General features: G+C 62.3%; 17 protein-coding genes. 14 read left to right on the top strand and 3 right to left on the bottom strand.

What is annotated here, in order from left to right:
* From AC1DXN_RS17165 to AC1DXN_RS17150, 4 genes are all read left to right on the top strand, one after another.
* Window positions 1-385: aminotransferase class I/II-fold pyridoxal phosphate-dependent enzyme (locus AC1DXN_RS17165; RefSeq protein WP_477421605.1), on the top strand; the 385-nt coding region annotated here is incomplete at its 5' end.
* 181 nt (window positions 386-566) lie between these two features.
* Window positions 567-1,001: a DUF2267 domain-containing protein gene (locus tag AC1DXN_RS17160; RefSeq protein ID WP_477274513.1), complete on the top strand. Its 435-nt coding sequence runs from the start codon at window positions 567-569 to the stop codon at window positions 999-1,001.
* Window positions 1,002-1,031: 30 nt separating this feature from the next.
* Complete coding sequence (locus AC1DXN_RS17155) at window positions 1,032-1,736, top strand: phosphoribosyltransferase (RefSeq protein ID WP_477249693.1); 705 nt, start codon at window positions 1,032-1,034, stop codon at window positions 1,734-1,736.
* Window positions 1,737-1,747: 11 nt separating this feature from the next.
* Window positions 1,748-2,194 carry a pyridoxamine 5'-phosphate oxidase family protein gene (locus AC1DXN_RS17150; protein ID WP_477249692.1) on the top strand — a complete coding sequence of 149 codons (447 nt, stop codon included), beginning with the start codon at window positions 1,748-1,750 and terminating at the stop codon, window positions 2,192-2,194.
* 100 nt (window positions 2,195-2,294) lie between these two features.
* Here the strand turns inward: AC1DXN_RS17150 and AC1DXN_RS17145 are convergent, their stop codons facing one another.
* Window positions 2,295-3,131 carry a universal stress protein gene (locus AC1DXN_RS17145; protein ID WP_477274515.1) on the bottom strand — a complete coding sequence of 279 codons (837 nt, stop codon included), beginning with the start codon at window positions 3,129-3,131 and terminating at the stop codon, window positions 2,295-2,297.
* A gap of 177 nt (window positions 3,132-3,308) precedes the next feature.
* Between AC1DXN_RS17145 and AC1DXN_RS17140 the strand changes: the two genes are divergently transcribed.
* Window positions 3,309-3,707: a c-type cytochrome gene (locus AC1DXN_RS17140; RefSeq protein ID WP_477274517.1), complete on the top strand. Its 399-nt coding sequence runs from the start codon at window positions 3,309-3,311 to the stop codon at window positions 3,705-3,707.
* Window positions 3,708-3,761: 54 nt separating this feature from the next.
* Window positions 3,762-5,315 (top strand): bifunctional aminoglycoside phosphotransferase/ATP-binding protein, encoded by a 1,554-nt coding sequence (locus tag AC1DXN_RS17135; RefSeq protein ID WP_477274519.1) that lies wholly within the window; start codon window positions 3,762-3,764, stop codon window positions 5,313-5,315.
* A gap of 22 nt (window positions 5,316-5,337) precedes the next feature.
* Here the strand turns inward: AC1DXN_RS17135 and AC1DXN_RS17130 are convergent, their stop codons facing one another.
* Window positions 5,338-8,019, bottom strand: coding sequence for a bifunctional acetate--CoA ligase family protein/GNAT family N-acetyltransferase (locus AC1DXN_RS17130; protein ID WP_477421603.1), 2,682 nt, complete (start codon window positions 8,017-8,019; stop codon window positions 5,338-5,340).
* A 155-nt stretch (window positions 8,020-8,174) separates the two neighbouring features.
* Between AC1DXN_RS17130 and AC1DXN_RS17125 the strand changes: the two genes are divergently transcribed.
* From AC1DXN_RS17125 to AC1DXN_RS17100, 6 genes are all read left to right on the top strand, one after another.
* Window positions 8,175-8,561, top strand: a complete 387-nt coding sequence (locus AC1DXN_RS17125) for a DUF302 domain-containing protein (protein ID WP_477249683.1) — start codon at window positions 8,175-8,177, stop codon at window positions 8,559-8,561.
* Window positions 8,562-8,592: 31 nt separating this feature from the next.
* Window positions 8,593-10,446, top strand: a complete 1,854-nt coding sequence (locus AC1DXN_RS17120; RefSeq protein ID WP_477274523.1) for a heavy metal translocating P-type ATPase — start codon at window positions 8,593-8,595, stop codon at window positions 10,444-10,446.
* 28 nt (window positions 10,447-10,474) lie between these two features.
* Window positions 10,475-10,924, top strand: a complete 450-nt coding sequence (gene trxC, locus AC1DXN_RS17115) for a thioredoxin TrxC (RefSeq protein ID WP_477249681.1) — start codon at window positions 10,475-10,477, stop codon at window positions 10,922-10,924.
* A 14-nt stretch (window positions 10,925-10,938) separates the two neighbouring features.
* Window positions 10,939-12,192, top strand: coding sequence for an MgtC/SapB family protein (locus tag AC1DXN_RS17110; protein WP_477249679.1), 1,254 nt, complete (start codon window positions 10,939-10,941; stop codon window positions 12,190-12,192).
* Between the two features lie 84 nt (window positions 12,193-12,276).
* Window positions 12,277-12,663: a hypothetical protein gene (locus AC1DXN_RS17105; RefSeq protein ID WP_477249677.1), complete on the top strand. Its 387-nt coding sequence runs from the start codon at window positions 12,277-12,279 to the stop codon at window positions 12,661-12,663.
* A gap of 32 nt (window positions 12,664-12,695) precedes the next feature.
* Window positions 12,696-13,286 (top strand): NAD(P)H-dependent oxidoreductase, encoded by a 591-nt coding sequence (locus AC1DXN_RS17100; RefSeq protein WP_477274525.1) that lies wholly within the window; start codon window positions 12,696-12,698, stop codon window positions 13,284-13,286.
* A gap of 155 nt (window positions 13,287-13,441) precedes the next feature.
* Here AC1DXN_RS17100 and AC1DXN_RS17095 read toward each other — a convergent pair whose 3' ends face one another.
* Window positions 13,442-13,939 carry a sulfocyanin-like copper-binding protein gene (locus AC1DXN_RS17095; protein ID WP_477249674.1) on the bottom strand — a complete coding sequence of 166 codons (498 nt, stop codon included), beginning with the start codon at window positions 13,937-13,939 and terminating at the stop codon, window positions 13,442-13,444.
* 256 nt (window positions 13,940-14,195) lie between these two features.
* Here AC1DXN_RS17095 and AC1DXN_RS17090 point away from each other — a divergent pair, with 256 nt between their 5' ends.
* Window positions 14,196-14,474, top strand: coding sequence for a PepSY domain-containing protein (locus AC1DXN_RS17090; protein WP_477249671.1), 279 nt, complete (start codon window positions 14,196-14,198; stop codon window positions 14,472-14,474).
* Entirely contained in the window at window positions 14,452-15,048 is a 597-nt protein-coding gene (locus tag AC1DXN_RS17085) for a cytochrome b/b6 domain-containing protein (RefSeq protein ID WP_477274527.1), read from the top strand. The genes AC1DXN_RS17090 and AC1DXN_RS17085 overlap by 23 nt, the downstream gene beginning before the upstream one ends.
* Window positions 15,049-15,053: the final 5 nt, after the last annotated feature.

Genomic DNA, 15,053 nt, shown 5'->3' with positions numbered 1-15,053 from the left:
GGTCGAGCGCGACGCGCAACTGCGCCAGGCGACGCTGACAAAGCAGGTTCTTGCTGCCGCCGGCCTGCCGGTGCTGGAGTCTCCGACGCATATCGTGCCGCTGCTGGTCGGCGATCCCGAGCTCTGCAAGATGGCCAGCGACCGCCTGCTCGGCGTGCACGGCATCTACATCCAGCCGATCAACTACCCGACCGTGCCGCGCGGCACCGAGCGGCTGCGCATCACACCGACGCCATTCCACACCGATGCACTGATCGCCTCGCTGCAGGATGCACTGGTCGAGACCTGGGACGCGCTCGGCATCCCCTACGGCTCGGCAGGCCGCCCGTCGGTCGCCAAGAGCGACCGCATCATTCCGCTGCTGGTGCAGAAATCTGGCGGCTGAAAGCCGCGGCCTGCCAAAACGGTCTTCGTCCCTTTGCCAGCCGGTGTGCGGCTCCTCGATCTGATCGATGGGGCGGTGACAGCACTATCGGGCTACGCACTTTTGAATGTTTTGATCCTGCTCAATGCTCAAAGCTCTTCAATGCCCGAGAATGGAGCCCAAATGTTCGAGGAGCATCGCCATGGGTCACAGTTCTCACACGTCCTTTGCCGACTTCACGCACGCCGCCCAACAGGCACAGCAATGGGTCAACGAGCTTGCCAAGGATCTTTGCTGGAGCGAGCCGAGCGCGTGCCGCCTTCTGAGATCTGTTCTGCACACGGTGCGGGACTGGCTGTCGCAAGCGGAAGTGGCGGACCTCTCGGCCCAACTCCCTGTTTTAATTCGTGGCATCTACTTCGAAGGCTGGACTCCATCTGCGCCTGCGGATGAGCGCACGAAGCGCGACTTTGTTCTCTGCGTCAGAGACAGTTTCGGCTACGATGAGGAGGTCGATTTCGACGTCGCGATCAGCGCCGTGTTCAAGCTTCTCGACCGTCACATTTCGCATGGCGAGGTCGTGCAGGTCAGAAACTCGATGAAGAAGGCGCTCAGAAAATTGTGGCCGGTGGATTGACCCATGTTCCGAGACCGGGAGGACGCTGGTGTGAAGCTTGGCCTGGAGCTGAGCAACCTTAAGCTGTATCAGCCTGTTGTCCTGGCATTGCCACGTGGCGGCGTGCCTGTCGCAGTGGAGGTGGCCAGAGCTCTCAATGCTCCTCTTGACCTGCTAATCGTCCGCAAGGTCGGCGCCCCAGGCAATCCCGAGTTGGCTGTCGCCGCAATCGTCGATGGCGACCCCGGGGAGGTCGTGTTGAACCGGGAGATCGTCGAGGCCTATGCGCTCGATGAAGGCGAGCTACGTGTCCTGATTGCCAAAGAACGTCCAGAACTCGAACGCCGGCGTGCCGCATATCGAGGTAAGACCAAACGGATCTCTATCGCGGGAAAGACCGCGATCATCGTCGATGACGGCGCCGCGACCGGTACGACCATGAAAATCGCGATCCGCGCCGTCAAGCGCCGGTCTCCGAGGGAAATCATCGTGGCAGTTCCTGTTTCACCGCAAGAGACGGTCGCTGAACTGGCACGGGAAGCGAATCGTGTGGTTTGCCTTAGTCAGCCAGGACAGTTCCGTGCTCTGAGCTACCACTATATGCGGTTTCCTCAGCTCTCGGACAGCGACGTCGTCGCTGCGATGGGCGAGGCTGGTCGGGCGCAAACGGGCAGGCAACACCGAAGTGGACAACACGCAGCCGGCTCCGGTGCGAAAGCCACAACGAAATCGGTGCCACGGAATACTCAAGAATAGGAGATCACGTCATGCTGGTCCGCGCGCTTTCTACCTTGGAATGCACGAAAATCCTGATGGCCAATCGCATCGGTCGCCTGGCATGCGCAAAGGACGGACAACCCTACGTCGTGCCATTCTACTACGCCCATTCGGATGCTCATCTTTATGCGTTTTCCATGCCCGGCAAGAAGATCGACTGGATGCGAGCCAACCCTCTTGTATCGGTCCAGGTCGATGAGCGCGGCCAGGGCCGGGGTTGGAGAAGCGTGATCGTCGACGGCCGCTATGAAGAATTGCCTGACCGGGTCGGCCACAAGCTACAACGCGATCACGCGTGGTCAGTGCTGAGCAAGCACCCCGACTGGTGGGAGCCTGGCGCCCTTAAGCCGGTTGTTCCTCCCACGGCCGATGGTGAACCCCACGTCTTCTTCCGGATCCTCATCGAGCAGGTGTCGGGCCGGGAAGCGAGCGAATAAGTCGGACAGCCCATTCGCTGCCAAGAACAAAACGGGCCGGCGCAAACTCGCCGGCCCCTTTTTGTGACGTCCCTTTTCTGCTTTCATCTGCTTTCAATCGCTACCGCGCCATCAGGACGGGCAGCGATGGATCCTCGAGAATCGACCTGGTGACGCCGCCGAAGATGCGCTCGCGCAGCCGCGAATGCCCGTAGGCGCCCATGACCATCAGCTCGGCGGTGACGTCCACGGCGTGCCGGCGAAGCACGTCGGCGACAGACTGGTTCGAGCTCGGCAATCGGTCGACGGTAACCTTCACGCCATGCCGGGTGAGATAGGTAGCGGCATCTGCGCCCGGTTCGGCCCCATGGTGATATTCGTCTTCGATCGGGTCGACGATGACGAGGCGCACGTCGTCGGCCCCTTTCAGCATCTCAAGCGACGCGCAGACGGCGCGCGATGCCTCGAGGCGCGAATCCCAAGCAACAAGCACGCACTTTGGCTTCAGTGTCGCTCGCGTCCCCTCTGGAACAATCAACAGCGGCTTGCCGGAGGAAAATAGGGCGCCCTCGATCACCTTGCCTTTCAGCGTCTCGCTGGTCAGCAATTCCGGTCCGACGACGGTAACATCGGCATATCGGGCGCGGCGCCCGATAATTTCGTCGGCACGGCCAACTTCCGGATACTCGCTGGAGACATCGGCCGAAAGCGCGGTGCTGGCGAGAAAGGCAGACACAGAAGCGGTTCGCTTCTCCAATTGCTTCATGTCGGCCTGACGCTCCTCGAGCCAGGCTTCCGAGACAATTGCAGCATATTCTCCGACCGGCGGCGGCGCGGCAATGACGACGGCAAGTACGGCAAGATGGGCGCCGACTTCCTCGCAGAGCCCGGCGGCCAGTTTGAGATCGCCGTCACCCATCTTCGCTCCGGTAACCGCAAGAAGTGTTTTGAAAGCCATGGCGGCTGCTCCTGGTTCTTGAGTTTCGGTTCAATCGTGAATGCAACCGTAACGAGACGGGCCGCTGCGCTCATTGCGCTGAATCAAAAGACCATGCGTGGCACCCAATTGATCCGGATCAACGGCTGTGCGCACCGAGGGTAGTATGGTGAAGCCAGTCAATCGGCGGGTACGAAGATGAAGATTTTGATCGGGGCAGTTTTCGCGAGCTTGGCTCTCAATGCGTCAACGGCGCAGGAAATGAGCTACGGTCAGGCGGAGTACCTGAACTCCTGCGCGGTCTGCCATGGTGTCGACGGCAAGGGCGACGGTCCGTTGGGCGACGAGTTGATGAAACGCCCGGCCGACCTGACGCGTCTCTCGAAAAAGAATGGTGGCGAATTTCCGTATTGGCGCGTCTTTGCAATGATCGACGGCCGCACCATGGTTCCGGAGCATGGCGAGCGCGATATGCCGGTCTGGGGTCGCCAGTTCCTCCCCGACGATGTCAAGAAATACGGCCCAAACGGCGGAGAAATCGTGACAACGGAACGGATCCACAACCTGGCAGGTTATGTCCAGACATTGCAGCGATAGCATCCAAGGGGATCGTCCTTGGCTCTTATCGCTCAGGCATGCAGGAGGCCGACGATGATCGCTGAAGACCAGCAGGCCGTAACTGCATTGCTGCGCAATCCCGCCACATACGGCGAGACCGGGTCAGTCGAGGTGATTGAGACCCATATTTCGCGCATCTTCCTGGTTGGCCAGCGCGCCTACAAGATGAAACGCGCCGTCAAGTTGCCCTATGTCGATTTCTCGGCGCCGCGACTGCGACTCGCGGCCTGCGAAAAGGAAGTCGAGCTCAACTCGAAGACCGCACCCGGCCTCTATTTGGGTGTGCGTCGCATCACGCGCGAGGCCGACGGCAAACTGGCTTTCGATGGCACCGGCCAAATGGTCGATGCGGCGATCGAGATGGTCCGCTTCGACCAGTCGAAGCTCCTCGATCGGATGGCAACTGCCGGAGAATTGACGCCGGTGCGGATGACCGCCGTTGCGCGCATGATCGTCAGCTACCACCGTGCCGCGCCGACGATCCACAATGGCAGCGGCTCGTCAAATCTGGCTGGCGTGCTCGACATCAACGAGGCTGGCTTTGCCACCAGCCACGTCTTCGCAAAAGCAGAGGTCACGAGCTTTGCCAAGGCCTTCCGCACAACCCTCGCCCGGCATTCAGGATTGCTCGACCGCCGGGAAGCCGCGGGCAAGGTCCGCCGGTGCCATGGCGATCTGCATCTGCGCAACATTTGCCTTTTCGACGGCGAGCCCCGCCTCTTCGATTGCATCGAATTCAACGACCAGATCGCCAGCATCGACGTTTTGTACGACCTTGCCTTCCTGTTGATGGACCTTTGGCATCGCGGTTTTCCGCAGCTCGCCAATCTTGTGATGAACCGCTATCTCGACGAAGCCGACGACGAGGATGGGTTCGTCCTGCTGCCCATTTTCATGGCGGTGCGGGCGGCCGTGCGCGCCCATGTCACCGCAACGCAGGTCGAGGAAGGCAGCGCCGACTCCGACAAACTGAGTGCCGAGGCCAGATCCTATTTCGACCTTGCCCGGACATTGCTCCAGGAAACACCGCCGCGGCTCGTTGCCATCGGCGGCCTGAGTGGCTCCGGCAAGACGACCATTGCGGAGGCGCTCGCCCCCCACATTGGTGCGCCACCCGGCGCCCGCATTGTCGAAAGCGACCGTATCCGCAAGGCCATGCACGGAGTGCCGGCCGAAACACGGCTGCCGGACAAGGCTTATCGTCCGGGGGTTTCGAAGCGGGTTTATCGCGAAATGGCATGGCGGGCCGGCCTGATCCTTGCGGAGGGCGGATCGATTGTCGCTGACGCCGTGTTTGACAGGCGGTCCGATCGTGACCGTATCGAGAAGGCGGCACAAGACAGGGGCGTGGCTGTCGCCGGGTTCTGGCTGGACGCGGATCCGCTTGTTCTCTGGCAACGGGTCAGCGAGCGCAAGGGGGGACCTTCCGACGCCACCATAGATATCCTTTCGCGACAATTGCAGCGAAACGCCACCCAATCAAGCTGGCGCAAGATCAATGCTGACCGCAAGCTTGTCGACATCGTCGCAGAGCTGAGGAGGTTTTCCGAGACTGATGCATCCGAAGCCCTGCGCACGGCCTCCTGAAGGGCACGGCTGGTGATCGACCTTAACGCAGTTGGAGCCGGGCCTCGACAAGGCCAGGGTCGTCGGGAAGATGGGCGACCGAGAAGCCGAATTCGCGGCACATGGCCAGCATCCTCGTGTTCTCGCTGAGCACGATGCCTTCTATCCGTCCGATCCCGTCGGCCTTTGCATAATCGACGATCTGGCCGAGCAATTCCCAACCCAGGCCGTGACCCTGCAAATCCGTGCGCACCAGCAAGGCGTATTCGGCAACGGAGCGGTCCGGATCGCAGGAAAGCCGGCTGATGCCCGCCAAAGCGCCAGTGCTTGTCTCCAGAGCGACGAAGGCCATGTTGCGGTCGTAGTCGAGCTGGGTGAGCCGCTTCAGCATCTGGTCGGAGAAGCTTTTTCGCGGCGACAGAAAACGCAGCCGCAGATCGTCAGGCGAAATCCTGGCAAGGAATTGCGGATAGAGCGCGATGTCGGCCGGCTTGATCGGCCGGATGTGATAGTGCGTGCCGCCTCCGGCAAATGCCTTCTCCCAACCCGATGGATAAGGCCTGATGGCAAGTGCGGGGTTCGGCCCCGCCTTTTCCACGCGTTCCGGCTCGATCTCGATGCGGGCGTCGAGCGCAATCACGCCCTCGGCGTCGGCCAGCAGCGGATTGATATCCACCGCAACGAGGCACGGAAAGTCGACGGTCATCTGCGACAGGCCATTGAGGGCAGCAACGATCGATTGCCGATCGGCCGGCTTGCGATCGCGAAAACCGGCAAGCAGGCGGCCGATCCGCGTTTGCGCGATCAGGTCACCGGCAAGAACGTCGTCGAGCGGTGGCAAGGCGATCGCTGTGTCATCCATCACCTCGACCGCGACGCCGCCGGCTCCAAACAGGATGGTCGGCCCGAAGATCGGATCCTGGCTCATGCCGAGGATGAGTTCCTGCGTCTGTTTTCTCGCCACCATCGGCTGAACGGCATAGCCTTCAATATCGGCCTGCGGTGCGTGCTTGCGCACGCGCGCCTCGATTGCGCGTGCTGCAGCTCCGGCGGCTGCGGCATCGGCAATGTTGAGCACCACCCCGCCAATATCCGATTTATGCGAGATCGCCTTGGACAGCAACTTGACGACAATCCGTTCGGACGTTTTGAGGAGCCGCACGGCTGCCACTTCCACTTCGGCAGGAGATCTGGCGACGACCGTCTCGGGCACCGGGATGCCGTAGGCGGAAATTGCTGCCTTGGCTTCGGGCTCGGTCAGCATTCGCCGCCCCTCCCTCGCGACCTGCCTGAATATGGCGAGAACGGCTTCCCGATCGCTCGTTATGTCCTCGCTGCGGCTTGACGGTGTGCGCATCAATGCCCGCTGGGCACGCGACCATTCGCTGAGGTAGGAGACGGCCGTTGCCGCGTCAGCCGGCGTTTCGAAACTGGCAATGCCGGCATCCTGAAGGATTTGCCGCCCGGCGCGAGCCGTGTGCTCCCCGAGCCAGCAGGTCAGGACCGGTTTGCCAGCGATCATCCCTTCCCTTGCGAGTTCCCCAACCGCGCTTGCCGCGGCAAGCGGCGAACCCAGCCCCGTTGGACAATTCATGACCAGGATGACGTCCGTTCCGGGGTCGGCCGCCACGGCTTCGACCGCGGCCTTGTACCGCTCAGGCGGGGCGTCACCGATGATGTCGACTGGATTGGCGTGCGACCATGTCGGCGGCAATACGGCGTTCAGGCGTTCGATAGTGGCCGCTGAAAGCGCGGCCAATTCCCCTTTGCAGTCGATCAGCTGATCGATGGCCAATACCCCCGCTCCGCCGCCATTGGTGACAATGCCGACGCGGGCCCGTTTGAGTGGAGTGAAGCGGGCGATCGTTTCAGCGGCATCAAACAGCTCGGCCAGGCCTTTGACGCGCAGGATGCCTGCGCGCAGCAATGCCGCATCGACGACACGATCAACCCCCGAAAGCGCGCCGGTGTGGGTCGCGGCCGCTTTGGCCGATTGCTCGTGCCGACCCGACTTGATCGCGATCACCGGCTTGACCCGTGCGGCCGCACGGGCGGCCGAGATGAACTTGCGCGGATTGGGTATTGTTTCGAGATACATCACGATGGCGCGCGTGTGCATGTCGCCCGCCAGCATGTCGAGACAATCTCCCACGTCGACATCCGCCATGTCACCCAGGGAGACGATCTGCGAGAAGCCGACATTGTTGTCAGCCGCCCAATCGATCAGCGATGTGGCAATGGCGCCGGATTGCGACAGCAGCGCGATGTTGCCAGGCTTGGCGGCCATATGCGCAAATCCGGCATTGAGCCTCAGAGGCGGGATCATCAGCCCGAGCGTGTTCGGCCCGATGATGCGGAAAAGCGTGGGCTTGGCAGCGTCGAGCATCGACTGACTCAGGCCGTTCCCGCGCGTCAACCCGGCGGTGATGACGACGGCCGCCCGCGTGCCCTTTTCAGCGAGGTCGCGTACGACGCCGGGAACAGTCTCTGGCGGCGTGACGATAACACCAAGATCTGGAACGCCTGGAAGATCGGCCGCCTTTGCGTAGCAACGTCGACCAGCCACTTGCGAATATTTCGGGTTGACCGGCCAGATCTCGCCCTCGAACCCGCCATTGACGATGTTGTCGAAGACGACACGACCGACGGAACCGTCACGCACCGATGCCCCGAACACGGCAACCGACTTCGGAGCGAACGCATATTCGAGATTTCGGATCGTCACCCGTCATGTCTCCTGTTCGTGGGCGATCATCGCCAGCCGATCTTGCCCGTTCGTTGCGTTGGATCAAAGCGTTCTCCGGTCATCGCGATTAGCTCTTGCGCTAGGTCACTCGCAAAGTGGCGACGAGCTGTTGCGATCAACGATTGGAGAGCTAGATGAGTTACTATTTCAGCAAAATCGTCGCCATGCCGTTCACAGCGGCAATCGACCACGTGACCGACAAGCTCGCAAGCAAGGGGTTTGGCGTTCTGACCTCGATCGATGTCCAGCAGACCATCAAGGCCAAGCTTGGCGCGGATTTCAGGCCCTATGTTATCCTGGGTGCGTGCAATCCGCATTTCGCATGGCGGGCGCTTCAGGCCGAAGACAAGATCGGAACCATGCTGCCCTGCAACGTCATCGTCACTGAGGTCGAACCAGGAAAGGTAGAGGTCGCAGCGGTGGATCCGGTCGCTTCAATGGGCGCTATCGGCAATCGCGAGCTTGCGCAGGTCGCGAACGACGTGCGGCGCCTGCTCGAGGAGATGGTGCACGAACTCTAGCGCCAGGGCCATCAAGGGTGTGGGACATCTTATGAACGAGTCGGCTCTGCGGCGCGCTTTGCTGGTCATTGCCATCTTGGGTCTCGCCGTTGGAATCGGAGCCTGGCGAAGGGGGCTCGGCCCTCTTGAAGCCGACACGATCTGGGCGGTGGCGACCTTGCCCGTGGTGGCGGCTCTCGCCATTTCCATTCTGCGTGATTTCTGGATAGGCCGCTTCGGTGTCGATGCGATTGCCTTGGTATCGATGACCGCCGCGCTGCTGCTCGGTCAACCCCTGGCGGCAGTAGTGGTGGCGATCATGTATGCCGGGGGCACGGTGCTTGAGGATTTCGCCCGCGGGCGCGCGGAGCGCAACCTCAAGGCATTGACCGACCGGTCACCGCGTGTCGCTCATCGGACGTCAACGCTGGGTACGGAGACCATCTCCGTGGAAGACGTTGCAGTTGGCGACGAGCTTTTGGTCCGGGCCGGCGAACTGCTTCCCGTCGACGGCATCCTGCTCGATGCTTCGGCCTCGCTCGACGAGTCGGCGGTGACCGGTGAGCCGCTGCCGGAACGGCGGACAGCGGGCGCTATGCTGCGCAGCGGTACCATCAATGCGGGCGAGGCCTTCAGCATGCGGGCTTCTGCCTTGGCAGAGCAGAGCACCTATGCCGCGATCGTACGCATGGTGGCTGCAGCGCAGACGGCGAAATCCCCGTTCATCCGCATGGCCGACCGCTTCGCCCTGTTCCTGCTGCCAGCCACTTTGCTGGTTTCCGGTTCCGCCTGGTACATCTCCGGTGACCCAATCCGAGCGCTGGCCGTGCTGGTGGTCGCGACACCTTGCCCGCTCATCCTTGCGGCGCCGGTTGCCTTCATCGGCGGCGTGTCCCGCGCCGCGCGAGCAGGCATTCTGATGAAAGGCAGCGCGGCTCTGGAAGCCCTTGCGCAAGTCCGAACCGCAATCTTCGACAAGACGGGGACCCTGACCATAGGCGGCGCCGAGCTCATCGAAATCGAAGCCGCACATGGCCGTGAAGCGAACCAATTGCTGCAGGTGTTGGCGTCCCTGGAACAGGCTTCGCACCATGTGCTCGCCGACTCGATCATCCGGGCGGCGCGCGGCAGACAGCTGATGCTTTCGCATCCGCGTGACGTCCACGAGCATCGCGGTGCGGGCCTGAAGGGCCGGGTCGACAACATGTCGATCGTCGCGGGATCGCGGGCTCTGGTGCTCGCCGACAGGCCGCTGCCCAGATGGGCAAAAAGCGGCGAAGAAAAATACCGTGACGAGCCGGTGCTCAGGGTTTTTGTAGCGCTCGGCGGGCGGCTTGCCGGAATTTTCACGTTCGGCGACACCCTGCGTGTTGATGCGCACGATGCACTAGGCAAGCTGCGTTCGGCCGGCATTGCGCGCATGATTATGCTTACAGGGGACGACAGCGTCGCAGCCAAGCGCGTCTCCGCCCGGCTAGACCTCGACGCCATTGTCGCCGATGCAACTCCTGCCGAAAAAGTCGCGACGGTCGAATCCGAGAAGGCCTTGGCGCCGACGATGATGGTCGGCGACGGCATCAACGATGCCCCTGCCCTGGCGGCTGCAACGGTCGGTGTCGCCATGGGCGCACGTGGTGCCACCGCCTCCTCCGAGGCAGCGGACGTCATCGTGCTGACCGACAGGCTGCAGCCCGTCGCCGATGCAGTTCGGATTGCACGGCGAACGCGATCGATCGCCTTGCAAAGCATCATCGCCGGGCTGGCGCTGTCGGGGCTGGCAATGATCGCAGCAGCCATGGGGCAGATCACCCCGGTTGCCGGAGCGCTGCTTCAGGAAGGGATTGACGTGGCGGTTATCCTGAACGCGTTGCGCACCCTTGGCGATGGACATCTGTGGCGCGCATAGTGGTTGAGAGCAAAATCGGTAAATGGCCATGGCGCAGCAGAATTTGGTGGTTTGTAGCAAATGTGGTGGGGTCAACCGCCTGCCACCGGGCCGCAATGCCATGGAAGCGAAATGCGGAAAGTGCGGGAACCGCCTGTTTTCGGGGCATCCCGAAGATGTCGATGCCGCCATCTTCGATAATCAGATCGCGCGCAGCAGCCTGCCGGTTGTCGTCGACATCTGGGCACCTTGGTGCGGCCCCTGCAAGATGATGGCGCCGGCATATGAAGCAGCCGCAAGTGACCTGGAGCCGCATGTCCGCCTGATCAAACTCAATTCCGAGAATGAGCAGGCTGTTGCGGCCAGGCTCGGCATTCGCAGCATTCCGACCATGATCCTCTTTCATGGCGGGCGCGAAGTCGCGCGCACATCGGGCGCAATGACGGCAGGGCAGATCGTCAGGTGGGTTCGCGACCGCCTGCCGACGGTCGCCGCCTGAAAGTCGGCGCGCCAATGGATCCGCTCATTGCCCGGCTTGGACTGGCCCTTGCAATAGGTCTTCTCGTCGGCTTGGAGCGTGGCTGGCAGGAGCGGGATGCACCCGATCGCAGTCGCACGGCCGGAATCCGGACATTCGGTATTTCCGGCTTGCTCGGCGGCGTGTTCGCCGCACTCGCCAACGCACTCGGCGCGGTATCCGTGCTGGTCGGCGGGTTCATCGCCTTTGCGGCAATCTTCGCCTGGTACAAGGCCCGCGAGGCAGTCCATGATGAGGATTTCAGTGTCACGAGCGTGATCGCGGGCCTGGGCGTTTTTGCCCTTGGCGCGCTTTCCGTCGCCGGCGATTATCGGGCTGCTGCAGCCGGTGGGGCGGCATTGGCAGCAATCCTGGCCAGCCGCGAGGTCCTGCACGGTCTTTTGAAGCGACTGACCTGGGTCGAACTTCGTTCGGCGCTGATCCTGGCGGTGATGACGGCGATCGTCTTGCCCCTGCTGCCAAACCGGACGATGGACCCGTGGGGCGGTTTCAACCCTTGGGAAGTCTGGTTCCTGACGGTGCTGATGGCCTCGATTTCGTTCGCCGGCTATGTGGCGGTTCGCATTCTGGGAAATACGCGTGGTCTGCTGGTCAGTTCGCTCGCCGGTGCGATCGTCTCTTCCACCGCCGTGACCTTGGCGCTTGCCCGCAACGCCGCCTCGGCGAACAATCCGCTACCGCTCGCCGGGGCGGCATCGTTGGCTGCAATGGTTTCGGTGCTCCGCGTCTGCGCCGTGGTTCTGCTCATCGAGCCAAGCGTGTTCGTTTCGATCGCCATACCGGCGATTGCCGCGGCGCTCGCCTTCGCTGTCTGCGGAACATTGCTGCTGACCCGCGACAGCGGGGACAGTGAAGGCAGCACCATCGCACGCAATCCATTCGAACTGGGTCCGTTGCTGCTCTTCGCCTTGCTCTTTGCAGTCGTCGCGACCGCAAGTGCCGGTCTGGCCGCTCAATTCGGTGGACGCGGCCTGCTGGCGAGTTCGGCCCTGGCCGGCGCATTCGATGTCGATGTCTCGGTGCTTGGCGCGCTGCGCCTGGTCAAGCATTCCGTGTCCGTCGAGACCGTGGGCCAGGCCGTGCTCGCGGCGCTGGCAGCAAACGCGATCGGTCGCCTGTCACTCGCAGTATTTGCCGGTCCGGTCAGGTTCTGGTTGCCACTGGCCGTCACAACCGTGATCGCCGCGACCATGGGCATCTGCGCCCTGCTGTTGCTCGGGCCTGGATAGAAGTGCTGTTCTCGAGCCTCTTTGATGCGGATCAAGGGCCAGGTCCGGCCACCGCTCTATGAAACTCCGTGAAAGGAGTTCGCCATGACCAGTTTGAACGACCTCACTCCGAAATTCCGCAATATCCGGCTTCTGCTGGCGCGTGAAAAGGGCCACCCGGAAGGCGACCGCGAAGAAGGCTATGACATGCTCGCTCCACTAACCGGCGAAGGCCGGATCGATGCCGACGAATGGAAGTCGCACAGGGCCTCTTGCCGTGTTCGTCGCTTTCGCACCGGCGACGAGGATCTGATTGGCCGGCTGAGACGCAAGCCCGGCGGACAGTGGTATTTCGACTATGCCGACGGCGATCGCGACGACGAGATCGGCTTCCATCTCGGCGACGAACGGTTTGTGACCGGTGAGTACGTATCGATAGAACGCAACGGCGCCATGCACACCTACCAGGTGGCAAGGGTCGAGCGCCCCTGACGCGGCACCGCCGCGCTCGCTGGGAGTAGACCATGTCGCGACGCATCCTGATTGTGGTCGGCCATCCTGACCCGTCCCCGGACCGGCTCTGCCGCGGTCTTGCCAACGCCTATGGCGAGGGCGCGGAAAAGGCGGGGCACGCGGTCCGGAGGGTCGATCTGGCAGCGCTTGATTTTCCGATGCTGCGGACGATGCAGGAGTTCGAACATGGCACGGTTCCCGACGAGCTGAAGGATGCAGCCGAGGCGATCGTGTGGGCCGAGCACATCGTCTTCGTCTTTCCGCTGTGGCTGGGCACCATGCCGGCTCTGCTCAAGGCATTCCTGGAACAGGTGATGCGGCCAGGGACGGCCTTTGCTTACCCGGACAAGGGCGGCGGCTTCACCAAGACACTGCTTCGCGGCCGCTCTGCGCGCGTCGTGGTGACGATGGGAATGCCTTCCGTTGTCTATCGGCTATGGTTCCTCGGACACGGCATCGCCGGCATGAAGCGAAGCATTCTGCATTTTGTCGGCATCAGCCCGGTGCGCGAGACCTTGTTCGGCATGGCCGCTGGCGCCAGCGACGCGACCCGCGCGAAGTGGATCAGCCAGATGCGTGGATTGGGTGAACGGGCCAGATAGTGCTCGTTGTGAATTTCAATCGCGGCACGTATCTCGTGTTGACCTTGCCTTAGGGGTTACCTTGCTGTTGTGCGGCGGCCAAAGCGACAAGACTGGCGATCCCGGCAAGCTTGCCGAGACTGCGACAGTTCTAGGCAGGGAGCCTGGTTCAGGGCCTATGGATCGACGGTGAACTCAGCCCACATGCCCGCCCCATAGTGACCTGGCACGTTGCAGATAAGCAGATATTTTCCAGCCTTCAGCTCGACGGTCAGAGAGCCTGATTTGCCGGGATCGAGCTCCGACACCTCGCCCTTGTCGCCGGCCTTGTCTTCGTCGACCCGGTTCTCGGCCTCAAGGTAAGGAAGCGGCTTGCCGGGTTCGGCAAGGTACATCACGATCATTTCGTGAACGGTGTCCTTGGAGTCATTTTTCACGTTGAATGTGACCTCCCCGGCCTTCACGGCACCCGGCAAAGCCTTGATGCCCATGGTCGCCTTGGCGAGATCGAGTCCCGGCGCCGCATAGGCGAGCCCCATCGGCATCTCAGTACCCGCGCCCTTGTCCCATAGCGAGATCTCGACAAGCGAAGCAGCCCGAACGGCGCCGGCACTGCCGGCCATGAGCATTGCGGCGGCAAGCCCGAGCGCAACTCTCCTCGATAGGGTTTTCATGGCGATCTCCTTCAGGACAGCAGCAGAAGTGCTCTACATCCTGGCCGTCATACTGCTCGCCGCGTCACCCGCCGTCCTTGCGCCAGATCAAACCGACCGGCGCGAGCCCACCGGCGCGCCAATGTAGCTGTCAGCCAGTTGTCAGGTTGAATTGGCTATGTCGCACCAATGACGGTGAAATACCCGTCTGACACGACCGATCGAAATCCCAACCGCAGGCGCAACATCCGCGCCCAACCCCCCGAATGGAGCCATCATGTATCGCACACTCGTTCTCGCCACTCTCGCCGGCATGGTTGCAGGACCGGCGTTCGCCGCCGGCGGCAGCTGCAGCACCGCCCCGAAATCACAGTTCAAGCCCAAGGCAACGCTCGAGGCGCAGTTGACTGGCGAGGGACTCACCGTCCGCCAGATCAAGGTCGAGAAGGGTTGCTACGAAGTCTATGCGGTCGACAAGGCCGGCAAGAAGGTGAACCTGGCCTACAATGCCGAGACCCTTGAAAAGCTCGACAATGCCGAAGCCGGCGAAAATTGATCCGAACGGTTCGATGGTCATGGACGCGCGGTCATCGCCAGAGATGGTGCGCGTCTGGGACCTGGTCGTGCGAAGTTTTCACTGGGCGCTGGTGCTCAGCTTCGTCACGGCCTGGCTGACCTCGCATTCCTCCGAGGGCATCCATCATTGGGCTGGCTACGCCGCGGCGGCGCTGGTCGCGATGCGGCTGTTGTGGGGCGTTCTGGGCACCCCCTATGCGCGCTTCTCGCAATTCGTGCGTGACCCGGCAACAGTGCTGCGCTACCTCTCAGCATTGCTGAGCGGTCGCGAAGCCCGCTACATCGGCCATAATCCGGCCGGCGGCGCAATGGTGATCGTCTTGATTGGGGCGATGGGATTAACCGCGATGACCGGATGGCTGATGACGACGGACGCCTATTTCGGCGTGTCGTGGGTCGAGACGGCACACAGCCTCGTCGCGCACGGCCTGCTCCTGCTGGTCCTCTTCCATATGGGCGGCGTCGCGCTCGCAAGCTTTCGCCATCGCGAAAACCTGGTCCAGGCCATGATCACCGGGCGAAAACGCAAAGCCGAGCCCACGGACATAGCCTGACGATC

This window comes from Mesorhizobium sp. P2_H9, from assembly GCF_056403215.1.
The sequence above is the reverse complement of the archived record's forward strand: the minus strand, read 5'-3'. Positions and strand labels throughout refer to the sequence as shown.